Genomic DNA, 25489 nt, shown 5'->3' on the forward strand with positions numbered 1-25489 from the left:
GCACCCCTTGTTGACTCGATGTATCACAGCCTATGGTGCGTCGAGTCGCGAGAAGTTACTCGCCATTCGGGAGGCCGACCGCCATGACGTACAAGCCGCTGCCGCGCCGCGAGGACTGGGGGTTCTTCGGGCCCGGCTCACCCACCTGGAAGGTGTGGGGGTACGGACCGACGGGCCTGCTCGCCTTCCAGCGCTCCATCGTCGTCGAGTCGTTCGACCCGTTCCTGGCCGCGGCGGTCGAGGACCAGAACGGCGTACGGGAGTACGCGCAGAGCCGCTTCAACCACACGCTCGCCTACTTCCTCACCATCGCCGTCGCCGACACGAAGACCGCGCTCAAGGCGTCCGACGTCCTCATGCGCATCCACGACCGGGCCCAGGGCACGGAGCCGGTCACCCAGCGCCCCTACAGCGCCAACGACCCGGACTCGCAGCTCTGGATCCACATCACCGGCTGGCACTCCAACCTGCTGATGTACGAGCGCTACGGGCCCGGTCCGCTCTCCCCCGCCGAACAGGACCAGTTCTGGGCGGAGTCGGCCGTCGCCGCCGAGCTGCAGACCTGTGACCCCGCGAAGGTGCCCCGCTCGCGCGCGGACGTGCGGGACTACTACGCGGACATCCGGCGGCGCCTCTGCATGACCGAGCACGCCCGCGCCCTCATCCACTACTTCCTGCGCTCGGACCGCTCCCTGGCGGGGACGCAGCTGTGGCTCGGCAGCCGCTTCATGGCGCCCGCCGTCATCGCGACCATCCCCCGCTGGATGCGGGTGCTCGGCGGCTTCGACCAGCCGCGCGCCCTGGACCGGGCGATCGCCGCCCCGGCCCGCGCGCTGACCCGGGCGGCCGCCCGCCCCACGGCGCTGCTCGCCGCCGTCGACCGACTCGCCCCGGCCGTCCGCCCGGTCATGGAGCAGAAGCTGTACGGGGATCCGCCGATCGACCCCGTGACGCTGACGCCCGCCGAGGCGCGGCAGAAGTGGGGCAGCCACGGCGGCCGCGACTGGGACGCGGCGACGGCCGCACTGCGCAAGGCGTCCTGAATGGCGCCGAGTTGCCCGGGGTCGCTCGGGGTTGCCTGGGTCGCGATGGATTGCCTTGGTTCGGCCAGGTTTCCCTAGGTCTCGGGGAGCAGGACGCGCAGGCCGACGGCCGCCAGGCGGTCGACGAGCGCGGCCCGCTCCCCCGGGTCCACCGGCGGCGGGCGGCGCACCGCGTCGTTCACCATCATGACCACGGCCTGGACCGTCACCCGCGCCTCGTCCTCGTCGAACCCGGGCCGCGCGGCGCACAGCAGCCGCACCCACCGCAGGATGCCCTCGCGCTGCACCGCCCGGTACGCGGCGGACTCGGCCCGCGGCAGATGGATCACCTCGGTCACCGAGACCGCGATCCCGGCCCGGTGGCCGAGGGCGAAGTCGGCGTAGGAGCGCAGCAGGAGCCGGAGCGAGTCCGCGGGCGAACTGCCGTCGCTGAGGGCCGCGTCGGTGTAGCGGCGGATCGCCCGCGCCGAGCGGTCGATGATCTCGGCGAGGAGGTCGGCCTTGCCGCTGAAGTGGTGGTAGACGCTGGGCCCCGCGATCCCTGCGGCCGCGGCCACGTCCTCGATGCCGACGTCGGCGTAGCCCCGGGCGGCGAAGAGCCGCGTCGCCTCCCGGATGAGCTGCTCGCGGCGGTCCGCCGGTGGTCCGGGCGCCTGCGACGGCACGGACGACGGTACGGACGGCACACCGGCCGCACCACTGGCGAGCACCGCCACGGGCAGGGGCGCCGTCGCCGCCCGCCCGGCGAGTTCCCGCAGGAGCGCCTCCAACCGGCCGCCCTGGAGCGCCACTTGGTGGTACGAGACGCTGCCGAGCAGCGACAGGACGCACTCGGCAAGGAAGGCGGCATCCGGCTCCGCGAGGTCCCGCGCGGCACGCAGCTCGTCCCGTACGGCGTCGCGCAGCGCCAACAGCCGCCGCCCGGTGGCCTGTTGCCCGGCGGTGGTCAGCTGCCGGGCCTCGCGCCGCCAGAGGGCGGGGTGGCCGCGGCGGAGCAGGGCCTGCCGGGCCAGGACGTCCAGAAGGGCGTCGACACCGTCGCCGCGGGCCTCCTCGGCGGCGGCCACGACCGAGCCAGTCGCCTCGGTGACGACGGCCGCGAGGAGGGCCTGCTTGTTCGGGAAGTGGCGGTAGAGGGCGGTGGAGGTCACGTCCAGGTCGGCGGCTATCGCGGTCATCGCGGTGCCGGTGTACCCGAAGCGCAGGAAGCGGGCCCCGGCGGCGGCGACGATGAGCTGCTTGCGGTTGCGCGGCCGGGTCCGCGCGCCTCGCTCCACCTGCCCGCTCACCTCGGTGCCCCCGCCTTCCCCCGCGTGTCCCCTGTGCGCCCCGGGAGCGAAACCCTACTCGACGCCCCAGGTGCGGGAGCGGGGCGCCGGTTGCAACCTCCTCGCAACCTCGCCGGGTGTGGACTGCCCGCCATGGACCCGATGCCGGAGACCCCGCGCGTGGAACTCACCCCGGCCGCCGCCGACTTGGTGCGGCGGCTGCGGGCCGACCACGGGCCGCTGATGTTCCACCAGTCCGGCGGCTGCTGCGACGGCAGTGCGCCCATGTGCTATCCGCAGGGCGAGTTCCGCACCGGCGGCTCCGACGTACTGCTGGCGTCCCTCGCCGTGGACGGCGTCGCCGAGCCCGTGGCGTTCTGGATGTCCAGGAGCCAGTACGAGGTGTGGAGCCACACCCGGCTGATCGTGGACGTCGTGCCGGGGCGCGGCAGCGGCTTCTCCCTGGAGGCGCCGGAGGGCGTGCGTTTCCTGATCCGTTCCCGGCTCGTCGGGGCCTAGCCACTCCGACCGTCTGGTGAACTCCCCTGCCCGCTGGGACAGTTGGTGCTTCCAACAGAACACAGTGGAGACCTGGGGGCACGGTGCGCGGACGTACGGGACGGCTCAGAGCACTGTTCACTACCGTCATCGCCATGGGCGCGCTGGCCGGTGCGGCTCTTTCGGGAGCGGCACCGGCCAGCGGCGCGGAGGGGCCCGGTACGGCGCAGGCGCGCACGGTCGCGCCCGGCGTGGAGTACACCGAGTTCGACATACCGGCGGCGAAGGGCACGGCGCACGCCCATGTGCTGAGCGTGGATCTGCGCGACCCGCGGGTGGGCGTCGGGCTGCTGTATCCGGGGGCCGTGGGCGCCCGCGCCCGGGTCTCCGCGATGGCCGACGCCGGGGGTGCCGTCGGCGGGGTCAACGGCGACTTCTTCAACATCAGCGAGACCCAGCACCCCGGCGTCGAGCCGACCGGCGCGCCCGTCGGCCCCGCGATCGTGAACGGCCACACCCTCAAGGCCGCCGTCCCGGACGGCCAGCGCTTCGGGCCCGCCCTGCCGCCGTCGACCACGACCCGCGACGTCCTCGGCGTGGGCGTCGACCGCAGGGCCCGCCTGGACAGCCTCGCCCTCGACGGGTCCGTGCGCACCCGCGAGGGGCGCGTCGCGCTCGGCGGGCTCAACCAGTACGCACTGCCGGTGGGCTCCATAGGCGCGTTCACCGCCGACTGGGGCAGCACGTCGCGGGTCCGCTCGACCTGTGGCACGGACACCGACCGGGCGGCGCCGTGCAGCCAGGACACCCATGAGGTGACGGTGCGCCACGGCCGCGTGGTGGCCGCCGCCGACGCGCCGGGCTCCGGGCCCATCGCGGCGGACACCACGGTCCTGGTCGGCCGGGAGGCGGGGGCGCAGTGGCTGCGGAAGCTGTCGGAGGGCGACCCGGTGTTCCTACGGCACCGGCTGGTGGCCGCGGACTCGCACATCCCGTTCCGGTTCGCGGTCGGCGGCTATCCGGTGCTGCGGGGCGGGCAGCCGCTGCCGGGCCTGGACAACACGGTGTCGGCGGTGCGCACCGCGGCCGGGATCACGGACCACGGCCGGCGCCTGCTGCTGCTCGCACTCGACGGCGCCCCGCAGTACCGCACCGGTCTCACCATCGCCGAAGTCGCCGCGACCATGCGCCAGTTGGGCTCCGACGACGCGTTCAGCCTGGACGGCGGCGGCTCCTCGACGCTCGTCACCCGGGATCCGGGGGCGCCCGGCGTCACCGTACGGAATCATCCGACGGACGCCCCGGAGCGCGCGGTGGCGAACGGGATAGGGGTGTTCTCGCGGGCCTGACCCGGAGGAACGAGCCTGCCCCGGAGGAACGAGCCCGCCCCCAGGAGGGGGCGCTCAAATCGCACAAATCGGACTCATTTACGATCGTCCGCGTGTGCGCAGACGTCATGGTCGCCGAAGACGACGAGAAGCAGGCCGAGCTGGTCCGCCGCTATCTGGAGCGGGAGGGCCACTCCGTCACGGTCGTGCGCGACGGCCGCGCGGCCCTGGAGCAGGTCCGGCACAAGGAGCCCGACCTGCTGGTCCTCGACGTGATGATGCCGCGCGCGGACGGGCTCGACGTGGTGCGGGTGCTGCGCGGCGAGGCCAGGGAGCTGCCGGTCCTGATGCTGACGGCCCGCTCCACCGAGGACGATCTGCTGCTCGGGCTGGACCTCGGCGCCGACGACTACATGACCAAGCCCTACAGCCCGCGCGAGCTGATGGCCCGGGTGCGCACGCTGCTGCGCCGCACCCGGCGCACCGCGGCGCCCGCCCCGGAGCCGGAGAGCTCCGTCCTCACGGTGGGCGCGCTGTGCGTCGACCCCGACCGGCACGAAGTGACCGTCGAGGGGACCCCGGTGGAGTGCACGCCCGGCGAGTTCCGGCTGCTGCAGACGCTGGCCGCCGAGCCCGACCGGGTCTTCACCCGGCAGCAGCTGCTCGAGGAGCTGCACGGCTTCGACCGGTTCATCAGCAACCGCACCGTCGACGTGCACGTCATGAACCTCCGCAAGAAGATCGAGCCCGCACCGCGCCGCCCCGCGCGGCTGCTCACCGTCTTCGGCGTCGGCTACAAGCTGACCGACCCCGAGAAGGGCGCGGGGCGTGGCTCGGCGTAGGGGCCGGGCCGGGAGGGCCGAACGCCCCTACCGCAGGCTCCCGTTGCGCAAGAGCCTGCTCGGCCGCTTCCTCGCCGTCTCGGCGCTGGTCGCCGCGTGCTCCGTGGCGGCGACGGCCTGGCTCGCGGTGCAGACGACGTCCGGGGCGATCCGGCAGGAGCAGGGCCAGAACCTCGCCGACGACGCCCGCATCTACGACACCCTGCTCGGCTACGCGGCCGAGCACCGCCAGTGGGACGGCGTCGAGAAGACGGTGCGCGACCTGGCGGACCAGTACGGCCGCCGCATCGCCGTGACCACGCAGGCCCCGGACCGCCGGACCATCGCCGACTCCGCCACCGGCGACTCCCCGCCCGCGCTGCCCACCCGCCACTCCGCCGTCGTCGACCCGCTGACCGTGGACACGCTGCTCGGCTCGGGCGGTACGCCCGCGACGGGGAGCACCGCCACGACCGACCGCATCGACCCGCGCGCCGTCGGCCCGTTCAGGCTGCCCGCGAAGGAGCGGGCCAAGCTGCGGGCGCTGGCCGAGCGGAACGCGGAGTGCCTGCGGCAGATGGGGATCCCCGCGGACGTCGAGGTGAACTCGGCGGGGCGCCCCCGTGTCACGGAGACCGCGAGCGGCCGGGTCGACAACGACGCCGAGACGGCGAAGTGCTCGGCCGCGACGGTCCCGACCCCCGCGCCGCAAGCCCCCGGAACGAGGGCGCCCGACGAGAAGGCTCCGAGCGAGAAGGTGCCGAGCTTCCTCGACGAGCCCACCAAGACCGAGACGAAGGCGCTCAAGGCCCTCACCAAGCTCACCGACGCCTGTCTGCGCCGCCAGGGCCGGGACCCCGTGAAGCTGGGCCTGGACATGACGAAGACGGGTCCGGCGCCGACGGCCTACGACGACAACGCCGACGAGACCGTCGCGACCTGTGTGAACTCGTCCCGCCAGGAGCAGCTGCGCTCCTACGTGGCGGGGCCCGCGCTCCTGTTCATCGGCGACCCGGACCGGGCGAGTGTGCCGGGCTTCGACCTCTCCCCCGCGAACACCGCCAAGATCGCGGGTGTCGCGGCCCTGGTGCTCGCCCTGACCTTCGGGGTGTCCGTGCTCACGGGCAGCCGCCTGGTGCGGCCGCTGCGGGCCCTCACGGGAGCGGCGCAGCGTCTCAAGGACGGCGACCGCTCCGACCCCGTCCCGGTCAGCGCCGACAACGAGATCGGCCAACTGGCCGCCGCCTTCAACGACATGGCGGCGCACCGGACCCGTCTGGAGGAGCTGCGCAAGGCCATGGTCAGCGATGTCGCGCACGAGCTGCGGACGCCGCTGAGCAACATCCGCGGCTGGCTGGAGGCGGCCCAGGACGGGCTCGCCGACCCCGACCCGGCCTTCGTCTCCTCGCTCCTGGAGGAGGCCGTGCAGCTCCAGCACATCATCGACGACCTCCAGGACCTCGCCCAGGCGGACGCGGACGCGCTGCGCCTGCACCCCGAGCCGGTCCGGGTCACGGAGCTGCTCACCCAGGTCGCCGCCGCCCATCAGGTGCGGGCGGACGCGGCGGACGTCGAGCTGAAGGTGACCGCGCCCGGGGGCCCGCCCGTCGCGCTCACGGCCGACCCGGTGCGGCTGCGGCAGGCCGTCGGGAACCTCGTGTCGAACGCGGTGCGGCACACCCCCGAGGGCGGCACGGTCGAACTCCGGGCATACGCGGAGCAGTTGGCCGACGGCTGGGAGTCGGGCCTGGTCGTGGTGGAGGTCGCCGACTCGGGCAGCGGCATCCCCGCGGCCGATCTGCCGCATGTCTTCGACCGCTTCTGGCGCGCGGAGAAGTCCCGCAACCGGCGCACCGGCGGCAGCGGGCTCGGCCTGGCGATCGTCCGCAAGCTCGCGGAGGCGCACGGCGGTTCGGCGAGCGCGGTGAGCACGGAGGGCGAGGGCTCGGTGTTCACGCTGCGGCTGCCGGCGCAGGGTCCTGGCGGCGGCCCTGATGTGAGGACCACAGCGTCCTGACAGGTTCCTCATAAGTGCCCTGACAGGTTCCTCATAACTTCGCGCGAGGCTGACGATCACGCCCCGGCGGCGCCCAGCGCGGCGCGGCGGGGCGCCGAACCGGCCGATCCGGCCGAGCCGAAGCTGAATTGGAGCCACTTTCATGTCCCGTCACGCGTCCCACCGCCGCCCGTCGGCGAGCCGCCAGTCGCTGCGCACCGCCGTCCTCACGTCCGCTGTGCTCGGCGGGGTGCTCGTGCCGTCGGCCGCGGCCTTCGCCAGCGACGCGACGCCGAAGCCCAAGGCCCCCGCCCCGGCGGCCTCCGAGACGCCGAGGCCCGAGGCCCCCGCCGACTCCACCAAGGCACCCGCCACCAAGCCGCGCGGCGGCGTCGCCGCGGGTGAGCTCCCGGCCACCAAGCCCACCCCCGCGCCCAAGACCGAGGCTCCCTCGGAGGCGCCCAAGCCCGACGCCCCCTCGGACGCGGCGAAGAAGAAGGAGGCCGCCGCCCTGGCGGCCAAGAAGCGCGCCGCCGCCGACCAGCAGGGCATGGAGAAGAAGCCGCGCGGCGGCGTCGCCGCGGGCGAGCGCCCCACCGCCGCCTCCGGCACCGACACCACGACGGTGCTCGCCGGTTCGGCCGCCGGCGCGGCGCTCCTCGCGGGCGCGGGCACCTTCGTGCTGCGCCGCCGGGGCGGGCTCGGCGGCAACAACGGCTGACCCACCTGACCGTGGCGCCGCCCTGCCCCCGGGCGGCGCCACCTGCTTTGCCGACCCAGCCCGTTGCCGACCCAGCCTCCAGGAACCTTCAGGAGCCCGCATGTTCCGCAGCCGCAGCCCGCAACCGATCTGGCGCACCCACGTCCTGCCCGCCGTCGCCTGTCTCGCCCTCGCCTCGGCCGTCACCGGCTGCTCGGACGGCAGCGGGGACGTGCGGACCATCACCGCCTCCGACACCCCCGCCACGGCGGACACGCCGCCCCCGGACCAGGACGCGCACGTCTCCGGCAAGAAGGCGGGCGACTCCTCGGCGTCGCCCACCCGCGTCACGATCCCCTCGATCGGCGTCTCCAGCGGCCTGATGCGGCTCGGCCTCAACAAGGACCGCACGGTCGAGGTGCCGCCCGCCGAGAAGGGCATGACCGCGGGCTGGTACACCGGCAACCCGGCGCCCGGCGAGCGCGGCGCGGCCGTCATCATCGGCCACAACGACACCCGGTTCGGCAAGGCCGTCTTCCACGACCTGAAGAAGCTCCGCAAGGGCGCGGACATCACCGTGCGGAACTCCCGCGGGAAGACCCTCCGCTTCACCGTCACCGACACCGAGACGGTCAGCAAGAAGACCTTCCCCACGGACAAGGTCTACGGCGCCACCAACTCCCGCGCACTGCGCCTGATCACGTGCGACGGCGCGTTCGACGACGCGGGCCACCCGGTGGACAACCTCATCGTCTACGCCGAACTCGGCTGACGCCTCACTCGGCTGACGCCTCACTCGCTGTCGCGCACCGCCACCAGTCCGTTGAAGACCCCGACGTACGCGGTGCCGTCGGGTCCGAGCGTGACGGGCGCCCAGTTGTTGTCGTACGCGAGGCCGGTGCCGGCGAGCTGCTTCCACTTCTGCTCGCCGGTGCGGAAGTCGACAGCCGTCAGGTACCAGGCGTCGATGCCCAGCTTGTTGGGCTCCTTCGTGTAGAGGTACACGTGGCCGTCGGCGGTGGAGAGTTTGGGCACCGTCGACGGGGAGCGCACGTCGCTCTCCCACACCGTGTCGCAGCCGCTGCCGTCCGCGCGCACGTCGACCCGGCTGACGCCGCCGACGACGCTCCGCCCGAAGGTGAGCGAAGTGATGTTCTCGTAGCCGTAGTTGTTCTCGACGACGAGGCTGTTGCCGTGGCTGATCATCGAGTTGTCGGTGGTGGAGGCGCCGGAGCCGAAGACCGGCACCTTGCACACGAGACGCTTGTCGTCCGGTACCCGGGGGTCGCGGCGGTACACGAGGACGTTCATGCGGTCGTCGGCGTTGTCGGTGATCGCCACGTACTCGTCGTGCGCGCCGAACAGGTCGGGCGTCGTCCCGGAACCCTGGTTGATCGAGCCGGGCTTGGAGCCGGTGCCGCGGTCGTACGTCTGCCGCCACTGCACCTGGGGGGTGCCGTCGGCGGCGGCCTTGAAGCTGTACAGGGCGTGGTCGGAGACGATGGAGACGCCGTCCTCGGCGACGGTGAAGGAGTTCTGGATCTCCTCCCCGTCGAGCCGGATCGACCGGATGGCGCCGGAGCCGGACTCGGCCTTCGGGTCGACGGTGCCGATGCGGCCCTGCCGGGTCACCCACCAGATGCGCCCCTGCCAGTCGGGCATCACGGACGTCACCGGGTCGCACTCGCCGCTGGGGTGGAGGTTGGTCCAGCTCACGCAGTCGTGCGGGACCTGCCCGGTGAGGTCCCAGTCCTTGTCGACGACGAAGCGCCAACTCCCGTCCGCCGCCTGCTCGTGGGCGAGCCGGACGATGTGCTGGCGGGAGTCGGCGAGGACGAGGCGGTCCTCGTTGTCGAGGTAGGAGTAGGCGCCGCCCGAGGTGTCCTTGAAGATCTTCGAGAAGTCGAGCCGGGTGATGGCCTCGACGGTGGAGGGCCGCTGCGGCAGCTTGTACTCGGCGAGCGTCTTCAGCGACGTGGGGTCGAGGAGCTTGACCAGGAAGCCGGTGAAGGTGCCGCAGACGGTGACGATGCGGCCCGCCCTGTCGAAGGTGACCGTGGCGCACTCGCCGCCGAGCGCCGCCATCTTCTCGCTGCTGACCTTCGGCTTCTTCCCCAACGGCCCGTTCCACGGGTAGGTTCCGCTGCCCGCCGCGTCGGCGTGCATCCCGCTGCGGCCGTTGGCGGCGAGGTAGGGGTGCTGGGGCGGCGTCGGTCCGGGCACCGGGGCGGCGGTGACGGGCGCGCCCGCGTACTGCTCGACGAGCCGGTGGCCGGGGGCCTTGGGGATGTCGTCGGCGTGGGCCGGGACGGCGAGGGCAGCGGCCGGGACCGTGAGGGTCAGGGCGAGCGCTCGGCGCAGGGCCCGGGGAGACATGCGTGGCATGCGCCGAAGCTAGAGCCGACCCCATGAAGTGTCCATGCAATCACGGGAGTTGTTCACGAGGCCGCAACGATCACGCCATGCGGCGACGGTGCGCGCCCGCGGAGGTCAGGGCTGGAGGCCGCTCACGATGTCGGCCGTCGCCGTCAGACCGTTGTGGATCGTGGGCGCCATGCTGCTGCCCGCGAGGAAGAAGCCGAGGAGCGTGCAGACGATCGCGTGCGAGATCTTCAGCGCCCCGTTGCGCAGGAAGACCACCGCAAGGATCAGAAGCAGCAGCACCACAGACACCGAAATGGCCACGTCGAACCTCCTCCGCCACGTCAGCACCGCGGCTTTCGGCCGTCAGTGTGGCGCAGCGGAGGGGCCGTCCGGACGCACGACGTGCCCGCCGAACGGGTGGTGGTGCGGGGCTCGTTGCCCGCGGCCCTGCTACCGCCCGTGCGCGTCGAGGAACGCCTCCAGGCCCGCGAGGTCGTCGGTGTTGAGGTGGTCCACCCCGGCGGCCAGGAGCTCGGTCCACACCGCCTCGCGCTCCGGGCCCGCGAGGTCCGGGGTGGCCCAGAAGCGGACGCGCTGGCCGCGCTGGTGGGCGCTGCCCACGATCGAGCGCAGCTTGTCGCGTTCGGCGGCGGGCATCGGCCCCACGCCCTGCCAGGTGAAGCTGAGGGTCCAGTTGTCGCTGATGAGCGGCATGAAGGAGGCGGGCGCGGGGGTCGGGGCCAGCATGTCGAGGAGGCGCCCGTCGTAGAAGGCGCGGCGCAACTGCTGTGCCTCCATGGGGCCGCGGGCCGCGCGGTCGCCGGAGATCACGGCGGTGACGGCGGAGCGGTGCACCTTGCCCTTCGCGTACGTGGTGAACATGCGCCGGTAGCGGGCGAGATGGCGGTCGAGCTCGGCGTACGTCGAGGCGCCCTCGGTCTTGATGTCGATGAGGAGCTGCAGCGGGGTGTGCCAACCCCGGTACACGGAGCCGTGGTTGGCGCGAATGCGCGCCGCAAGGGGCTCCAGGTAGAGGGATTCGAGGGTGCGGGTGGGGTCGAGGTCGGCCGGGTCGTGGGCGACCAGGAGCTGTCCGTCGACGAGGTAGATGTCGGCCTCGACGCTGTTGAAGCGGTGGTCGAGGGCGTCGAGGAGGGGGCGGGGGTGCTCGTAGTCGTTGTGGGCGTGGGCGCGGAACAGGGGCCGGGGGTGGTGGTGGCCGCCCGTGCGCTGCTCGGTCGCGGCGGCGTGGGCGGGCACGACGAGCGATCCTGCGACGGCGGCGCCGAGGGTGGTGAGGGCTCTGCGACGGGTGGTGCGGGCCATGACGGTGCCTCCCTGGTAGTGCCGTACGGCGTGACGGGCCTTGGGGAGTATGTGCCCCGTACGGCGCCAACAGGGAGGCGCGTGCCATGAGTTGGCGGACTTGCCCTCAGGCGTTCACTTGACGCCGAGCTCGTCGCGCCAGGTCGGGTAGAGCTTGTCCGCGTCGGCGGTGAACGACTCGAAGGCGCCCTTCAGCTCCGGGTGGTCCTTGGCGTACTCGGTGAGCTTGATGCCCTGCTGCCAGGCGTCCTGGGCCTGGCGCAGGGACTTGGCGCCCGCGGTGCCGCCGTCCTTGTGGCCGAAGGCGCCGCCGCCGGAGGTCTGGATCACGTTCGAGTGGCCCAGGTTGTCGAAGAAGCCGGGCAGGCGCAGGGCGTTCATGCCGCCGGAGATGATCGGGGTGGTGGACTTCAGGCCCAGCCACTCCTGGTGGTAGAAGGGGCCGTCGGCAGCGTCCTGCTCCAGCATGAACGCGATGTTCTTGTCCGCGGCGTCGCCCTCCATCTTGCCGTAGCCCATGGTGCCGGTGTGCATGCCGGAGGCGCCCTGGAGGCGGGTCATCTTGCAGTGCACGAAGGACGTGTAGCCGCGCTGCGACTGGGGGCTGGTCACGGCGCCGTGGCCGGCGCGGTGGAAGTGCAGGAACTGGTTCGGGAAGTTCCGGCGGGCGGTGGTGACCGAGGTGGGACCGGCCACGTAGCCGTCGACGAGGAACGCGACATGCGAGGCGTTCTCGGCGAAGGTCTCCAGGATGAACTCGCCGCGGGCGATCATCTCGGCCGGGTCGTCGGCGGTGATGTTGGCGGAGAACAGCTTCGCCTCGCCGGTGGCGTCCTGGGCCCGGCGCATGGCGTCGGCCACGGCCTTCATCGTGTCCTTGAGCGGCGCGAAGACCTGGTTGCCCTGCGGCTCGTCGTTCTTGATGAAGTCGCCGCCGAGCCAGAAGTCGTAGCAGGCGTCGGCGAAGGGCTGTGGGCGCAGGCCGAGCTTCGGCTTGATGATGGTGCCGACGACCATGCCGCCGTCGACCACCGGGCGGCCGAGGACGCGCCACATGTCCTGGATGTTCATGGCCGGGCCGTCGAACAGGCGCAGATAGGCCGGCGGCACGTAGAAGTCGTGCATCTTGGCGTACTCGACGTCGCCCATGCCCTGGTTGTTGCCGATGGTGAGGGTCAGGAACGACGCGAGCATCGCGCGGCCGTCGATGATGTTCCGGTCGAAGAGCTCGATCGGGTACGCGATCTTCATGAGTTCGCGGGGCTCGTCGATCTCGTAGACGAGGGCGTCGACGCCCTTGGTGAAGTCGTCGGTGGTGCACACCTCGACGTTGGTGCCGGTCGACGACTCGGCGGCGAAGTGGGCGGCGGTGGAGAGGAAGTCGCCGTAGCCCGCCTTGGGCTTCATGGTGTAGGCGCACAGCACGTGGCGGCCGCCCTCGATGAGCTCGGCCTCGCTGAGGTCGAGGCGCGCGTACCGGTTCGACTGGTCCATGACGTGGTTCTCCTAGAAGTCTGAATTCTCGTGGGGGGTCTGCGGCGTTCAGCCCTGGGCGGGGGCGGCCTTGAAGACGTCCGGGTTGGCGCAGTGGGCGAGCGGCTCACCGCGCAGGTAGCGGCCGACCTCACCGGCGACGATGCGGGCCGCCTTGTGCGCGACCTCCTGGCTGCCGCCCGCGATGTGGGGGGTCATCACGACGCCGGGGGCCGTGAGCAGGCGGGAGTCGGCGGGGACGGGCTCCTCGGGGAACACGTCGAAGCCGCAGCCGCTGAGCTGCCCCGACTCCAGGGCGTCGCAGACCGCCTCGTAGTCCAGGAGCGCCCCGCGGGCGCAGTTGACGAGGACGGAGCCGCGCGGCATCTTCGCGAGCTGCTCGGCGCCGATCATGCCCTTGGTCTCGTCGGTCACGCGGGCGTGCAGCGAGACGATGCGGGAGCGGGTCAACAGCTCGTCCAGGCCGACCGGTTCGGCGATGCCCGCGACCAGCTCGGGCTTGACGTACGGGTCGTGGACGAGGACCTCGGCGCCCATGGCCTTGAGGACCTTGGCGACGCGCGAGCCGATCGCGCCGTAGCCGATGAGGCCCACGGTGGCGCCGTCGATCTCGATGCCGCAGTTGTCGTAGTCGTAGTAGTCGCCGCGCCAGACACCGTTACGCATGTCGTAGTGGGTGTCCCCCACGCCCCGGGCGGCGGCGAGCAGCAGCGTCAGGGTGTGCTCGGCGGTGGCGACGGCGTTGCGGCCGGGGGCGTAGCAGACGGCGACGCCGTGCTTCGTGGCCGCCTCCAGGTTGGCGTTGACCGGGCCGCCGCGGCTGATGCACATCAGCTTCAGGTCGGGGCAGCCCGCGAGGATCCGCTCGGTGAGCGGGGCGAGCTGGGTGACGCAGACCTCGACGCCCTGGAGCGCCTCGATCAGCTCGTCCTCGGTGCCGGACGCCTCGATGACCTCGGCGACGGGGCCGAAGGGGGTGTGCGGCCAGGGCAGCTTGAGCTCGGTGACGTCCACCGTCTCGTCGGTGGCCGCGGTGGCCTTCTCCACTTCCTCGGTGAGGAGGTGCGGGAGGACGAAGTGGTCGCCTGCGGCGAGGACCTTGGTGCTCATGATGGTGCTCTCTCGGTGAGGGGTGGGGGGGAGTCAGGGGAGCGAGATGGCGGGGACGGCGGGCGTCGGCGCGTTGAAGCGCAGGAGGGACGCGTTGCCGCCGCTGAGGCGGACCTCGGTGAGGGTGCCGTTGTCGAGGACCGGGAACACCCGCCGGTAGGCGCCGAGTTCGATGCCGAGGAGGTCGCACAGCAGGACCCGGAAGAGGGCGTTGTGCGCGACGATCAGGATCCGGCCGCCGGGGCGGGCGGCGGCGATCTCCTCCAGGCAGGTGCGGGCCCGCTCGGCGGCCTTGCGGGGGTCCTCGCCGTTCGGGAGGTGGTTCGCGACGGGGTCGCGCAGGAAGGCGGCCTGCTGCTCGGGGAACCGCTGGGCCATCTCGGCGATGGTCAGTCCCTCGCCGTCGCCGAAGTCGATCTCGCAGAGCCGCTCGTCGGCGGTGGGTTCGAGGCCGAGCGCGCGGGCGGCGGGGGCCGCGGTGTAGCGGGCCCGGGACAGCGTGGAGGTGTACACGGCGTCGATCTGCTGGCCGCGCGCCCAGGCGCCGAGCTGTTCGGCCTGGTGCAGTCCGCGCTCGGTGAGGGCCACGTCGGCGCGGCCCGCGTACCGGTTCTCGGCGTGCCAGACGGTCTCGCCGTGGCGTACGAGGATGAAGTCGGTCACTGTGCTGCCCTCTGCTTGGCGTGTGCGGCGACGGCGTTGTCGAGCCAGCCGCGTCGGACGAGTTCGTCGAGGAAGGCGAGGTAGACGGGGATCCAGCGGCGGGTGCGGGCCGGGTCGGGCTGGATCTCCTCGCCGATGCGGACCAGGGCGGCCGCGGCGTCCTGCACGGACACCCCGCTGGAGGTGGCGGCGAGGACGGCCATGCCGAGGGCGCCCTCGGCCTGCTCGGGCAGCCGCACCGGGCGGCCCATGACGTCGGCGCGGAGCCGGCTCCAGTAGTGGTTCTTCGCGCCGCCGCCGGTCAGGGTGAGCGGACCGTCGACGGGGGCGCCGAGCAGGTCCAGGTAGTCGAAGCAGAGCCGCTCCACGCAGGCCACGCCCAGGAGGTGGGCGTGGAAGCGCTCGGCCTCGGAGCGCGGCTCGCCGAGGACGAAGGGCTCGGCGTCGGGGGCGCGGAACGGGAACCGCTCGCCGCCGGTGGACACCAGCGGGTAGGCGACCGTGTCGCTGTCCGACTCGGCGGCCAGGACGGTGAGTTCGGCGAGGTCGGCGCCGGGGAACTCGCGGGAGATGACGCCCGCGCCGCTGCTGGAGGCGCCGCCGGGCAGCCAGCTGTCGCCGGGCCCGCGGTGGCAGTAGACGACCCCGGCCGGGTCGCGCACCAGGTGCGGACTCATGCCCTTGAAGACGAGGGTGGTGCCGAGCACCGAGTTCCAGGCGCCGGGGGTGAGGGCGCCCGCGCCGATCTGGGCGGCGCAGCCGTCGGTCATGCCCGCGACGATCGCGGTGCCCTCGGGGATGCCGGTGGCCGCGGCGGCCTCGGCGCACACGGCGCCGAGGACGGTGCCGGGGCGCACGACGTCGGGCAACAGGCCCTCGGGGACGCCGAGTTCGGCGAACTCCTTGCCGGGCCAGCACTCCTCGACCAGGTGGTAGCCGGTCTTGAGGGCGTGGCTGGCGTCGCTCGCCACCTGGCGGCCCGCGAGCCGCCAGGTCACGAGGTCCACCTGGTGCAGCAGCCGCACCCCCGTGGTGGCTGCTGCCGTCTCGTGGCCCTCCTGCTCCAGGAGCCACAGCAGCTTGGGCAGCGCCCAGGAGGGCTGCATGGAGCGGTAGCCGAGCTCCTGCCACACCGGCTCACCGACGGCGTTGGCGCGCTGTGCCTGCTCGGCGGCGCGCCCGTCGTCGTACATGAGGCCCGGGGTGAGGGGGGTGCCCGCGGCGTCGGCGAGGAGGATGGTGCCGGAGGTGCCGTCGATGGCGAGGCCGCGGACGCGTTCGGGGGCGATGCCGGCGAGGGCCTCCCGGCACGCCTCGGCGAGGGCGGTCCACCACTGCTCGGGGTCCTGTTCATGGCGCTTGCCGTCGCGGTGGCTGGTGAGCGGCCGGGACGCGGCGGCGAGGACCTGGCCGGTGGCGTCGACGGCGACGCAGCGGGCCGACTGGGTGCCGAGGTCGAGGCCGAGCCAGACGGCGTCGGCGGGCAACTGGCCCGGCCGGGAGGTCAGTTGGTCAGTCATGGAAGTCTCCGATGTGCGGGCGGTCGGCTGCTTCGGTCGTGGTACGGGGGCCGGGGACGGCGGCCTCGGCGCTCCAGCCGGAGTCGCGGGCGAGGGTGCGCCACTTCAGGAAGGAGTCGAACTGGCCGGCGTAGAAGGCGGAGCGCTTCGCATCCGGCTCCCAACTGGTGCGCATCCGCACGTACTTGGCGGCGGCGCTGTGCATGCTCGACTCGGCGCCGCTGAGCACCAGGCCGGTGAGGAAGGCGCCCTTGGCGCCCAGTTCGGTGTCGCCGGAGCGGGCCGTGGGCACGCCGGTGGCGTCGGCGATGAGCTGGCACCAGGCGTCGCTGTTGGCGCCGCCGCCGCACAGCCGCAGCTCGGTGACGTCCGTGCGCGAGGCCACGAGGGAGTCCCGCAGGGCGAGGGAGAGTCCGTCGAAGACGCCGCGGGCGATCTCGGCCCGGGTGTGTTCCAGGGACAGGCCCCAGAAGGCGCCGCGGGCGCGCGGGTCGAGGAACGGTGCGCGCTCCCCGGCCGGCGAGAGGTACGGCATGAACATCAGGCCGCCCGCGCCGGGCGCTGCCGTGAAGGCCAGCTCGGACAGCTCCGGCGGGCCGCCCTCCAGGCGCAGCAGCTTGGAGGCCCAGCCGAGGACCTCGGCGCCGTTGAGGGTGGGGAAGGCGCGCAGGATGCGCTCGCGGCCGCGGTAGGCGATGTTGATGCCGGACGGCTCGCCGGTGGTGTCGACGTCGTGCCGGACGATCTCCGTGCAGAGGGTGGTGCCGAGGATCGAGCACGCCTGGCCCGGGTTGACGACGCCGACGCCGCGGGCGGTGGAGGCGATGTCGTAGGGGGCCATCACGACCGGGAGCCCTTCGGGCAGGCCCAGCTGGCTCGCCGCCTCCTTGGTGATCTCGGCGATGCGCTCCTCCTCGCCGAGGACCTTCGGCAGCAGCCGGGCGTAGGCGGTGAGGCCGAAGAGGTCGATGATCTCCGGGTCGTAGTCGCCCGTCCGGTGGTCGAGGAAGGGCGCCGAGGCGTCCGACTCGTCCATCGCGACGACGCCGGTCAGGTTGAGGAACAGCCAGCCCGCGGCGGTCAGCGAGGCGCTGGAGCGGGCCAGGCGCTGCGGGTCGCGGGAGCCGAGCCAGCTGAAGATGGCGTTCGGCATGCCGGAGCAGGTGAGGGAGCCGTTGCGGCGGAACGCCTCTTCGAGGACGCCCTCGCGCTCCCAGCGGGTGAGGATGTCGCCGGAGCGCCCGTCGGACCAGAGGATGGCGGGCCCGGTGGGGCGCCCGGCCTTGTCGACGAGCCAGGCGCCGTCGCCCTGCGCGGTGAAGGTGACCAGCCAGACCGGGTCGTCGATCTCGGAGAGGGCGTTGCGGACGGTGTAGACGACGGCGTTCCACACGGTGTCCATGTCCTGCTCGGCCCAGCCCGCGTGGCGCCGGTGCACCTCGGTGGCGAGCCGCGATACGGCGATCTCGGTGCCCTGGTCGTCGAAGACCACGGACTTGATCATGGTGGTGCCGACATCGATGGCGAGGACCGACATGGTGGGGTCACCGTCCGTTCGGAGTGCTGCTGGTGGCGCCGACGACGAGTTCATTCCCGATTTCGGCCTGACGCGGCAGGGACTGCGAGGGGGCGAGCGGCGGCACGGTCGTCTTCAGGACGAGCGTGAGCAGCGCGCTGACCGCATGGAATCCGGCGAAGATCCAGGTGACTCCGCCGACCCCGAGCGGCCCGAGGAAGAGGCTGACGACGAGCGGTCCCACGAAGGTGGAGGCGCCGGCGCCGAGGTTGAGGGCGGCCATGGCCTGGCCCTTGTGGGTGGGTGCGATGGCCGTCATCAGGGCGGACAGCGGCACGTATCCGGAGAGCGTCGCGCCGTAGAAGACGGCGACCAGCACACACACCAGGTACTGCGAACCGACCGCCGTGGGCACGTAGTAGAGGACGAGGGTCGACAGGGTGCAGCCGAGGCCGCCGCACCAGGCGACGGTGGTGCGCCAGCCGACGCGGTCGCCGATGGCGCCGAAGAGGGCGTTGGTGACGATGTTGGTGGCGAACATGATGGCGAGCAGGCGCAGCCACTGTTCGTTGGTGAGCCCGATCTCCTTCACGAACCACACGGGCAGCATGACCAGGAAGCCGAACTGGGAGGCGGTGTTGAACATCCGGACCGCCGCTCCGGCGCCGACGCGCGGGTTGCGGTAGAGGATGGTGAGGCTGCCGACGAGCCCGGCCATGGGGCTCTCCCCGGCGGGTGCGAGGCGCTGCGACCCGGTCCGTTCGCGCATCAGGAGGAGCGCCATGAGGCCACCCGCGCAGACCACCCCGAGCGCGGCCCAGAGGGTGCCGCGCTCGCCGATGTGCGGGATGAGCATGCTCGCGGCGAGCGAGCCGATCGTGGGCAGTCCGGCGGAGAAGGCGGACCAGAACCAGCCCATGGCGCTGCCCATCTGGCGGGCGGGGGCGACGGCGGCGATCCAGACGAGGAAGGCGTAGGCGAAGAGCGGGAAGGCGAGTCCGCGGAGGCCGTAGCCGAGGAGCAGCAGCGGATAGTCGGCGCTCGGGATGGCCACCGTCAGGAAGAAGACGTGGGTGACGACGAAGGTGATGAGCCCGATCCACATCACCTTGCGCGGGCCCCACAGGTCGGAGAGCGCCCCGGCGAACCAGGCGGCGACGGCTCCGGTGATGCCGTAGACGGTGAAGACCATCGCGACATGGGAGGCGGAGATGCCGAGGCTCTCCAGGTACGGCGAGAGGTAGCCGGCCTCGATGCCGACACCGGTCATGAAGACGAGGAGTCCGAGGTAGCCCCAGGAGAGGGACTGGGGGATGCCGACGCGTGTGAAGACGGAACGCGGTCGGCCGGTGCTGCCCGTGGCGGGCGGCACGGGAGTGTTCGTCATTGAAGCTCCCTGCGGCGGTGGTTGAGGTGTCCACGAGGGGGACGGGGTGGACGCAGAACCGAGCTAACAAGTGCGAATAAAGCCAAGTCAATCGACTGGGAATTCATCCCGTACGGGGGGCCGTTCGCCGTGTGAGGAGGACCTTCGACCCCCGCCCCTCAACTGGCCGCACGCCCCCGTACGGCCCGGCACGGCTGTGAAATCCATGAGATCATCACTCGGGAACTTCACACAGCGATGGGCCGGGCGGGAACCCGGGAACCGGAGAGGCGGCGGACGCGATGGCGGGGACGGACCGGGCGGACGTCCGGGAGGAGCGGCGGCGCCGCATCCGGGAGTGGGTGCTCGGGGGCGGCTTCGTCCGGGCCGCGGAGCTCGCCGAGGAGTTCGACGTCAGCCTGATGACGATCCACCGGGATCTGGACTTCCTGCAGTCGCAGGGCTGGCTGCGCAAGGTGCGCGGCGGTGCCACGGGGCTGCCCTCGGCGCAGTTCCACGGCAGCGTCGCCGAGCGCATGTCGACGATGGCGCAGACGAAGCAGCTGCTCGCACGGGCCGCCGCGACGCTGGTGCGCCCCGGCCAGACGGTGCTGCTCGACGACAGCACGACGTGTCTGCACATGACGCGGCAGTTCCAGTCGCTGACCCCGCTCACGGTGATCACGAACTCGCTGCCCGCGATGGCGGCGCTCGCCAAGGAGCCCGGCGTCTCCCTGATCGCGCTCGGCGGCTCCTACTTCCCGGCGTACGACGCGTTCATGGGCCTGCACACGGCCGACAGCGTGGAGGCGTTCCGCGCGGATGTGCTGTTCATGTCGACGACGGCGGTGACGCGCGGCCGCTGCTATCACACGTCACCGGAGACGGTGCAGGTCAAGCGGGCGATGATGGCGGCGGCGACCCGCCGGGTGCTGGTCGCCGACCACTCGAAGTTCGTCCGCGACGGGCTGTACGCGCTCGCGCCGGTGACCGATTTCGACCTGCTGGTCGTGGACGACGGCCTGCCGGCGGAGCGGGTACGGGCGCTGCGCGCGGACGGCCTGGAGGTACGGGTGGTGGCGCGGGGCCAGGCGCAGGCGGCCGAGGACTGAGCCACCGCTCCCGAACGGGGCCGCGCTCCGCTACAGCTCGCTCCAGCGCACCGTCCGGTCGCACCACCGCTCGAGCAGGGCCCGGTCGTGGCCGACGGCGAGCAGCCCCGCACCCCGCTCGCGCCGGTACTCCTCGACGACCGCGACGAGGGCCGCCGTCGTGGAGGCGTCCAGCATCGCGGTCATCTCGTCGCAGATCAGCCATCGCGGCCGCAGCACCAGGGCCCGGGCCAGGCAGGCCCGCTGCAGCTGCCCGTCACTCACCTCGTGCGGACGGCGCCGCAGCAGATCGTCACCGAGCCCGGTGCTGTCCGCCAACTCCCCCACCCGCTCGCGCACTTCACCCTTCTCGGGGCGGCCGGTGGCCCGCAGGGGTTCCGCGATCAGGTCGGCCAGGGTGAGCCGGGGGTCGGCGGAGAGCCGGGGCTGCTGGAAGACCACGCCGAAGGCGGTGCGCTGCTCGCGGGGCGCGCGATGGCGCCAGCCGCGGGCGGGCTCTCCGTCGATGACGACGCGTCCGGCGTCGGGGCGGTGCAGCAGTGCGGCGACCCGGGCGAGGGTGGACTTGCCGCAGCCGCTCGGCCCGAGGAGCCCGACGGACTCGCCGGTCTCGATGGTGAGGCTGACGTCGCGGAAGACGGGCTCACGGGGGTCGTATCCGGCGGTGACGGCGCCGAGTTCAAGCATGGCGGGCCTCCTCGGCGGGGGTGACGGCGGCGGTCGCGGATACGGACGCGGACTCGGACTCGGTCCCGGCTACGGCGGCAGCCGCGGACTCGGCCTCAGTCTCCGATCCGGCTCCAGCCGCAGGCTCGGTCTCGCTCTCGGCTTCAGCTCCGGCTGCGGGCTCGGCTCCCGCACCTGCCCCACCTCCGGGCTCAAGCCCGGCCTCCGGATGATGGCAGGCCAAGCCGCCCACGAACGGCGGCTGGTCCTCGCACGCCGCGCTCGCCCGGGGGCAGCGCGCGGCGAAGGCGCAGCCGTCCGGGAGGGCGGCCAGCTCGGGCGGCATGCCCGGGATGGGGGTGAACTCCCGCTCGGGCAGGGCGTTCAGGAGGCCGCGGGCGTACGGGTGGCGCGGGCCGGGCGTGCCGAAGAAGGCGGCGGCGTCGGTGAGTTCGACGATGCGGCCCGCGTACATCACGGCGATCCGGTCGGCGATGCGTTCCGCCGCCGCCAGGTCGTGCGTGATCATCAGCAGCGCGCGGTCCGCCCCCGTGTGGCGGCGCAGCTCGTCCACCGTGCGGTCGACCAGGTCGCGGTCGAGCCCGGTGGTGGGCTCGTCCGCGAGGAGCAGCGGGGCGTCCCCGATCAGCGCGAGCGCGGTCGCGGCGCGCTGGGCGAGCCCGCCCGACAGCTCGTGCGGATAGCGGTCCAGGTGGTCGACGGGGAACGAGGTGCGCGCGGCCGCCCCCTCCACGGCCGCGCGCACCTCCGGCTTGCGGACGCCCGTCAACGCGCGCAGGGTCTCCGCCAGTTGGGAGCGGACCGTGCGGACGGGCGTCAGGTGGGCGGCGGGGCTCTGCGGCACGAGGCCGACGCGGCGCCCGCGCACCGTGCGGGCGAGGGTCCGCTCGTCGGCGGTGAGCAGGTCGGTGCCGTCGCCCCTGGGGGAACTCAGGACGGCGGACCCCGCGGTCTCGGCGTTCTGCGGCAGCAGGCCGAGCAGCGCGGAGGCGAGCACCGACTTGCCGCAGCCGCTCTCGCCGACGAGGGCGAGGCACTCCCCCGCCGCGAGGTCGAACGAGGCGTCGCTGACGGCCCGTACGAAGGTGTCGCCGCGCATCCGGAAGCGCACGGAGAGGTTTCGCACCGAGAGCACGGGCGCGGCGTCGACAGAGGCGGAGGCAGGGGCAGAGGCAGAGGCAGAGGCGGTCACAGCATCAGCTCCGATCGGCGGCGCGGGTTGATCCGTTCCCGCCAGGCGCCCGCGAGCCCGGCGACGGCCAGGGTCGGCACGATGATGAACAGGCCGGGGAAGAGCGTCGGCCACCAGTCGCCCGCGAGCAGCGAGCCGCGCGCGGTCTGCACGAGGGTGCCGAGGCTCGCCTGGTGGGTGGGCAGGCCGAGGCCGAGGAAGGACAGCGCGGACTCGTGCCAGATGGCGTGCGGCACCATCAGGACGGCCGCGAGCCCGGCCTGCGGCAGCACGCCCGGCAGCAGGTGGCGCACGGTGACCCGCCACCGCGAGGCACCCCCGGAGACGGCCGCGTCGACGTACGGGCGCGAGCGCAGGGACAGCACTTCGGCGCGGACGATGCGGGCCGTGGAGAGCCAGTGCGTGAGCGCCACGGACACCACCACCGGCCATACGCCGGGCCGGAACATGGCGACGATGAAGATGCCGAGCAGCAGGTGCGGCACCGACGAGAAGACGTCGACGAGCCGCATCACGACGCGGTCCACCCAGCCGCCGAGCGCCCCGGCCAGCGCGCCCACGGCGGTGCCGATCACGGTGGCGACGACGGCCGCCACCACGCCCACGAGCAGGGAGACGCGCAGCCCGTACACACAGCGGAGCAGCAGGTCGCGGCCCACGTCGTCGGTGCCGAACGGGTGCGCCCAGGACGGTGGTCGAAGCTTGGCGGCGAGGTCCACGGCCTGCTCGTCCAGGTGCACCAGAGGCGGCACCACGAGCACGGTGAGGACGACGGCGGCGACGAGCACCGCGGAGGTCCGCACACGCCACGCGCGCGTGGAGCGCCGTACGCCTCCTCGGGCACGCCAGACAGTCGTGGTGTCAGCCATCGAATCCCACCCTCGGGTCGGCCAGGCCGTACAGCAGGTCGGCCAGCAGGTTGCCCAGGAGCACCGCGACGGTGGCGAGCACGGTCAGGGCCGCGAGCAGCGGGAAGTCCACGGACGTCGCGGCCTGCACGGTCGCTGCGGCGATGCCCGGCCAGCTGAAGACGGTCTCCACCAGGAGCGCTCCGGTGATGAGTTCGGGCACCCGGGAGCCGACGAGCGTGAGCACCGGCAGCATCCCCGAGCGCAGCGCGTGCCCGAGCAGCACGGTGCGCTCGGCGAGCCCCCGCGCGCGGGCGCCGCGTACGGGGTCGTCGCCGAGCGCGTCGCCCACGCCCTGGCGCACGTACAGGACGAACCACGGCAGCTGGGACACCGCCAACACCCCGGCGGGCAGCACCAGGTGGTGCAGGACCTGTCCGGCCGAGACGGTGGAGCTCGCCGTGTCGGTGAGTCCGCCCGCGGGCAGCACGCCGAGCTTCAGGGCGAAGAACCACACGGCGAGCAGGCCGAGCCAGAACGGGGGCGCGGCTTCCAGCGTGTAGGCGAGGGAGGTCACCGCGCGGTCGAGCCAGCCGCCGGGGCGGCGGGCGGCCAGCACGCCGAGCAGGGTGCCGAGCACGATCGCCACGGCGAACGCGGTCGCGGCGAGCAGCACCGACCAGCCGACGCGCTCGCCGATGGCGTCGGCGACGGGCTGGCGCAGGGTGCTGGACTGCCCGAGGTCCCCGGTGACGGCCGAGGTCAGCCAGTCCCACCAGCGGCCCACGAGCGGCTTGTCCACGCCGAGGTTGGCGCGCAGCTGGTCGAGGTTCTCCTGGGAGGCGGTGAGCCCGGCGTTCCCGGCGTACGCCTTGACGGGGTCGAACGGGGAGAGCGCGGCGATCGCGAAGACCCCGAAGGTGACGGCGAGCAGGACGGGCACGGCGAACAGGGCCCGCCGTGCCGTCAGGCGCGCCATCGGCCCCCAAGGGAGCGCCCGGCGGGGGGACTTCACTTCTTCGTCTGCCAGTCCTCGACGTTCCACCACGGGCCGGAGGCGAGGCCGTGGTCGTGCGGCTCGACCTGGGTGCTCAGGTCGCCGTAGCCCTTGTCGACGACGTAGAGGTGGTCGATGTGGGTGAGGAAGGTGTAGCCGGGGTCCTTCACGAGCTCGCGCTGGACGCGATCGTAGGCGGCCTTGCGCTTGGCCCGGTCGTCCGTCTCGCGGGCGTCCTCCAGGGCCTTGTCGACCGTGGCGTTCTTGTAGTGCGCCATGTTGTTGAAGCCGTCGCCCGCGAGCGCGGACTTGAGCATCAGGTACTGGTCGAAGTCCGGGTCGGCGGGGGCGCCGCCGCCCGCGAGGACCGCGTCCTTGGGCATGCGCGGCTCGATGACCTCCCAGGTGCCGGACTGCACCTCGACCTTGATGCCGAGCTTCTTGGCGTCGGAGGCGTAGGCGAGGGCGTGGTCCTGGCGGAGCTTGTCGCCGGTGAGGTACCAGAGCGGGAAGGTGGCCGTGACGCCGTCCTTCTCGCGGATGCCGTCCTTGCCCGGCTTCCAGCCCGCGTCGTCGAGGATCTTCTTGGCCTTGGCGAGGTCCTGCTTGCGTTCGGTGCCCTTGGTGAACCAGGGGCTGTCGGTCGGGACCGGCCCGTAGGCTTCCTTGCCCGCGCCCTCCAGGATCGACTTGACCATGGCCGCGCGGTCCACGCCGATGTCGAGGGCGCGGCGGACGTCGGTGTCGCCCGCGACCTTGTTGCCGGTGGGCAGCGTCACGACGCGGTAGTCGAAGGTCTTGGCGGCGTACGTCTTCTTGTCGCCGTCGCCCTTGAACGTCTTGGCCAGGTTGGGCGGCAGGATGGCGCCGTCGAGGTCGCCGGTGCGCAGGCGCGTGGCGCGGATGTCGTCGTCCTTGATGATCGCCATCGTGAAGTTCTTGATCTTCGGTGCGCCGCCCCAGTAGCCGGGGTTCGCCTTGAAGGTCAGCTTCTCGCCCTTGGACCAGTTCACCAGCTTGTAGGGGCCGGTGCCGATGGGCTTCTTGGTGAAGTCGCCGGTGTTCACGTCCTGCTTGCCCGCGATGTGCTCGGGCGCGATGGGCAGGACGGTGCGCTCGGCGAACGGCGCGTAGGGGTACTTCAGGTGGAAGACGACGGTGTCGTCGCCCTTGGCCTGGACGCTCTTGACGGCGTCGAGCTCGGTCTTGGAGGCGTTGTTGGTCTTCTTGTCGAGGATCGTCTCGTAGGTGAAGACGACGTCCTTGGACGTGAAGGGCTTGCCGTCGCTGAACTTGACGCCCTTGCGCAGCTCGTACGTGTAGGTCTTGCCGTCGTCGGTGACCTTGGGGAGCGCGGCGGCGAGCGCGGGCTTGAGCTTCATGTCGGCGTCGTGCGTGAGCAGGCCGTCGAAGATCTTGGAGTTGCCGTCCTTGCCGAAGCCGAGGAGCGGGCTGAGGGTCTCCGGTTCGTACGCGATGCCGACGACCGCCGAGTCCTTCGCGCCGCCGGACCCCTTGCCGTCGCCCGGCGCCGAACAGGCCGACGCGGCAACCGTCAGTGCGGTCGCCGTCGCGGCGACACCGGCTGCGCGTATCGATCGGGCCCTCATGCCACACCCCTACTGAAGATCAAACGTTAT

General features: G+C 72.6%; 23 protein-coding genes. 8 read left to right on the plus strand and 15 right to left on the minus strand.

Annotation, left to right across the window (positions count from 1 at the left end):
• The first annotated feature begins 83 nt into the window (after positions 1-83).
• Complete coding sequence (locus tag ACQB60_RS14100; RefSeq protein WP_496926287.1) at positions 84-1043, plus strand: oxygenase MpaB family protein; 960 nt, start codon at positions 84-86, stop codon at positions 1041-1043.
• Between the two features lie 74 nt (positions 1044-1117).
• Here ACQB60_RS14100 and ACQB60_RS14105 read toward each other — a convergent pair whose 3' ends face one another.
• The gene (locus tag ACQB60_RS14105) at positions 1118-2332 is read right to left on the minus strand and encodes a TetR/AcrR family transcriptional regulator (RefSeq protein ID WP_496926288.1); all 1215 of its coding nucleotides are present in this window, start codon (positions 2330-2332) and stop codon (positions 1118-1120) included.
• Between the two features lie 141 nt (positions 2333-2473).
• On the opposite strand from ACQB60_RS14105, the gene ACQB60_RS14110 reads away from it, so the two are divergent.
• The 6 genes from ACQB60_RS14110 (at position 2474) to ACQB60_RS14135 (ending at position 8426) form a co-directional block, all read left to right on the plus strand.
• The gene (locus ACQB60_RS14110) at positions 2474-2830 is read left to right on the plus strand and encodes a DUF779 domain-containing protein (protein ID WP_496926630.1); all 357 of its coding nucleotides are present in this window, start codon (positions 2474-2476) and stop codon (positions 2828-2830) included.
• A gap of 134 nt (positions 2831-2964) precedes the next feature.
• The gene (locus tag ACQB60_RS14115) at positions 2965-4158 is read left to right on the plus strand and encodes a phosphodiester glycosidase family protein (RefSeq protein ID WP_496926289.1); all 1194 of its coding nucleotides are present in this window, start codon (positions 2965-2967) and stop codon (positions 4156-4158) included.
• 107 nt (positions 4159-4265) lie between these two features.
• Positions 4266-4979, plus strand: a complete 714-nt coding sequence (locus ACQB60_RS14120; protein WP_496926631.1) for a response regulator transcription factor — start codon at positions 4266-4268, stop codon at positions 4977-4979.
• The gene (locus ACQB60_RS14125) at positions 4966-6975 is read left to right on the plus strand and encodes a sensor histidine kinase (protein WP_496926290.1); all 2010 of its coding nucleotides are present in this window, start codon (positions 4966-4968) and stop codon (positions 6973-6975) included. Before ACQB60_RS14120 ends, ACQB60_RS14125 begins: the two co-directional genes overlap by 14 nt.
• A 142-nt stretch (positions 6976-7117) precedes the next feature.
• Positions 7118-7675, plus strand: coding sequence for a hypothetical protein (locus tag ACQB60_RS14130; protein ID WP_496926291.1), 558 nt, complete (start codon positions 7118-7120; stop codon positions 7673-7675).
• 100 nt (positions 7676-7775) lie between these two features.
• Positions 7776-8426 carry a class F sortase gene (locus ACQB60_RS14135; RefSeq protein ID WP_496926292.1) on the plus strand — a complete coding sequence of 217 codons (651 nt, stop codon included), beginning with the start codon at positions 7776-7778 and terminating at the stop codon, positions 8424-8426.
• 20 nt (positions 8427-8446) lie between these two features.
• On the opposite strand, the gene ACQB60_RS14140 is transcribed toward ACQB60_RS14135, so the two are convergent.
• The 9 genes from ACQB60_RS14140 to ACQB60_RS14180 form a co-directional block, all read right to left on the minus strand.
• Positions 8447-10039 (minus strand): hypothetical protein, encoded by a 1593-nt coding sequence (locus tag ACQB60_RS14140; RefSeq protein ID WP_496926293.1) that lies wholly within the window; start codon positions 10037-10039, stop codon positions 8447-8449.
• Between the two features lie 105 nt (positions 10040-10144).
• Complete coding sequence (locus ACQB60_RS14145) at positions 10145-10339, minus strand: hypothetical protein (RefSeq protein WP_496926294.1); 195 nt, start codon at positions 10337-10339, stop codon at positions 10145-10147.
• A 129-nt stretch (positions 10340-10468) separates the two neighbouring features.
• Positions 10469-11344 carry a phosphatidylinositol-specific phospholipase C/glycerophosphodiester phosphodiesterase family protein gene (locus tag ACQB60_RS14150; protein ID WP_496926295.1) on the minus strand — a complete coding sequence of 292 codons (876 nt, stop codon included), beginning with the start codon at positions 11342-11344 and terminating at the stop codon, positions 10469-10471.
• Positions 11345-11458: 114 nt separating this feature from the next.
• Complete coding sequence (locus ACQB60_RS14155; protein WP_384850032.1) at positions 11459-12838, minus strand: ribulose-bisphosphate carboxylase; 1380 nt, start codon at positions 12836-12838, stop codon at positions 11459-11461.
• A 48-nt stretch (positions 12839-12886) separates the two neighbouring features.
• Entirely contained in the window at positions 12887-13948 is a 1062-nt protein-coding gene (locus tag ACQB60_RS14160) for a 2-hydroxyacid dehydrogenase (RefSeq protein WP_496926296.1), read from the minus strand.
• A 33-nt stretch (positions 13949-13981) separates the two neighbouring features.
• Entirely contained in the window at positions 13982-14611 is a 630-nt protein-coding gene (locus ACQB60_RS14165) for a histidine phosphatase family protein (RefSeq protein ID WP_384850038.1), read from the minus strand.
• Positions 14608-16131, minus strand: a complete 1524-nt coding sequence (locus ACQB60_RS14170; protein WP_496926297.1) for an FGGY-family carbohydrate kinase — start codon at positions 16129-16131, stop codon at positions 14608-14610. Before ACQB60_RS14170 ends, ACQB60_RS14165 begins: the two co-directional genes overlap by 4 nt.
• Positions 16124-17668 carry an FGGY family carbohydrate kinase gene (locus tag ACQB60_RS14175; protein ID WP_496926298.1) on the minus strand — a complete coding sequence of 515 codons (1545 nt, stop codon included), beginning with the start codon at positions 17666-17668 and terminating at the stop codon, positions 16124-16126. Before ACQB60_RS14175 ends, ACQB60_RS14170 begins: the two co-directional genes overlap by 8 nt.
• 7 nt (positions 17669-17675) lie before the next feature.
• On the minus strand, positions 17676-19034 hold the full coding sequence (locus tag ACQB60_RS14180; protein ID WP_496926299.1) for an MFS transporter: 1359 nt from the start codon (positions 19032-19034) through the stop codon (positions 17676-17678).
• Positions 19035-19315: 281 nt separating this feature from the next.
• Between ACQB60_RS14180 and ACQB60_RS14185 the strand changes: the two genes are divergently transcribed.
• Complete coding sequence (locus ACQB60_RS14185) at positions 19316-20125, plus strand: DeoR/GlpR family DNA-binding transcription regulator (protein ID WP_384850049.1); 810 nt, start codon at positions 19316-19318, stop codon at positions 20123-20125.
• Between the two features lie 30 nt (positions 20126-20155).
• On the opposite strand, the gene ACQB60_RS14190 is transcribed toward ACQB60_RS14185, so the two are convergent.
• The 5 genes from ACQB60_RS14190 to ACQB60_RS14210 form a co-directional block, all read right to left on the minus strand.
• Positions 20156-20812 (minus strand): ABC transporter ATP-binding protein, encoded by a 657-nt coding sequence (locus ACQB60_RS14190; RefSeq protein ID WP_496926300.1) that lies wholly within the window; start codon positions 20810-20812, stop codon positions 20156-20158.
• Positions 20805-21911: an ABC transporter ATP-binding protein gene (locus ACQB60_RS14195; protein WP_496926632.1), complete on the minus strand. Its 1107-nt coding sequence runs from the start codon at positions 21909-21911 to the stop codon at positions 20805-20807. Before ACQB60_RS14195 ends, ACQB60_RS14190 begins: the two co-directional genes overlap by 8 nt.
• Before the next feature lie 89 nt (positions 21912-22000).
• The gene (locus tag ACQB60_RS14200; RefSeq protein WP_496926301.1) at positions 22001-22873 is read right to left on the minus strand and encodes an ABC transporter permease; all 873 of its coding nucleotides are present in this window, start codon (positions 22871-22873) and stop codon (positions 22001-22003) included.
• On the minus strand, positions 22866-23831 hold the full coding sequence (locus ACQB60_RS14205) for an ABC transporter permease (protein WP_496926302.1): 966 nt from the start codon (positions 23829-23831) through the stop codon (positions 22866-22868). Before ACQB60_RS14205 ends, ACQB60_RS14200 begins: the two co-directional genes overlap by 8 nt.
• A 32-nt stretch (positions 23832-23863) precedes the next feature.
• Positions 23864-25459 (minus strand): ABC transporter substrate-binding protein, encoded by a 1596-nt coding sequence (locus tag ACQB60_RS14210; protein ID WP_496926303.1) that lies wholly within the window; start codon positions 25457-25459, stop codon positions 23864-23866.
• Positions 25460-25489: the final 30 nt, after the last annotated feature.

Source organism: Streptomyces odontotermitis, from assembly GCF_050510915.1.
In the GTDB taxonomy this organism is placed as follows: Bacteria; Actinomycetota; Actinomycetes; order Streptomycetales; family Streptomycetaceae; genus Streptomyces.

Bases quoted from the DNA above. Each gene is read 5' to 3' on its own strand.
- ACQB60_RS14100 (WP_496926287.1), top strand. From the start codon at position 84: ATGACGTACAAGCCGCTGCCGCGCCGCGAGGACTGGGGGTTCTTCGGG.
- ACQB60_RS14110 (WP_496926630.1), top strand. From the start codon at position 2,474: ATGCCGGAGACCCCGCGCGTGGAACTCACCCCGGCCGCCGCCGACTTG.
- ACQB60_RS14115 (WP_496926289.1), top strand. From the start codon at position 2,965: ATGGGCGCGCTGGCCGGTGCGGCTCTTTCGGGAGCGGCACCGGCCAGC.
- ACQB60_RS14120 (WP_496926631.1), top strand. From the start codon at position 4,266: ATGGTCGCCGAAGACGACGAGAAGCAGGCCGAGCTGGTCCGCCGCTAT.
- ACQB60_RS14130 (WP_496926291.1), top strand. From the start codon at position 7,118: ATGTCCCGTCACGCGTCCCACCGCCGCCCGTCGGCGAGCCGCCAGTCG.
- ACQB60_RS14135 (WP_496926292.1), top strand. From the start codon at position 7,776: ATGTTCCGCAGCCGCAGCCCGCAACCGATCTGGCGCACCCACGTCCTG.
- ACQB60_RS14140 (WP_496926293.1), bottom strand. From the start codon at position 10,039: ATGCCACGCATGTCTCCCCGGGCCCTGCGCCGAGCGCTCGCCCTGACC.
- ACQB60_RS14150 (WP_496926295.1), bottom strand. From the start codon at position 11,344: ATGGCCCGCACCACCCGTCGCAGAGCCCTCACCACCCTCGGCGCCGCC.
- ACQB60_RS14155 (WP_384850032.1), bottom strand. From the start codon at position 12,838: ATGGACCAGTCGAACCGGTACGCGCGCCTCGACCTCAGCGAGGCCGAG.
- ACQB60_RS14160 (WP_496926296.1), bottom strand. From the start codon at position 13,948: ATGAGCACCAAGGTCCTCGCCGCAGGCGACCACTTCGTCCTCCCGCAC.
- ACQB60_RS14170 (WP_496926297.1), bottom strand. From the start codon at position 16,131: ATGACTGACCAACTGACCTCCCGGCCGGGCCAGTTGCCCGCCGACGCC.
- ACQB60_RS14175 (WP_496926298.1), bottom strand. From the start codon at position 17,668: ATGTCGGTCCTCGCCATCGATGTCGGCACCACCATGATCAAGTCCGTG.
- ACQB60_RS14180 (WP_496926299.1), bottom strand. From the start codon at position 19,034: ATGACGAACACTCCCGTGCCGCCCGCCACGGGCAGCACCGGCCGACCG.
- ACQB60_RS14185 (WP_384850049.1), top strand. From the start codon at position 19,316: ATGGCGGGGACGGACCGGGCGGACGTCCGGGAGGAGCGGCGGCGCCGC.
- ACQB60_RS14190 (WP_496926300.1), bottom strand. From the start codon at position 20,812: ATGCTTGAACTCGGCGCCGTCACCGCCGGATACGACCCCCGTGAGCCC.
- ACQB60_RS14195 (WP_496926632.1), bottom strand. From the start codon at position 21,911: ATGCGCGGCGACACCTTCGTACGGGCCGTCAGCGACGCCTCGTTCGAC.
- ACQB60_RS14200 (WP_496926301.1), bottom strand. From the start codon at position 22,873: ATGGCTGACACCACGACTGTCTGGCGTGCCCGAGGAGGCGTACGGCGC.
- ACQB60_RS14205 (WP_496926302.1), bottom strand. From the start codon at position 23,831: ATGGCGCGCCTGACGGCACGGCGGGCCCTGTTCGCCGTGCCCGTCCTG.
- ACQB60_RS14210 (WP_496926303.1), bottom strand. From the start codon at position 25,459: ATGAGGGCCCGATCGATACGCGCAGCCGGTGTCGCCGCGACGGCGACC.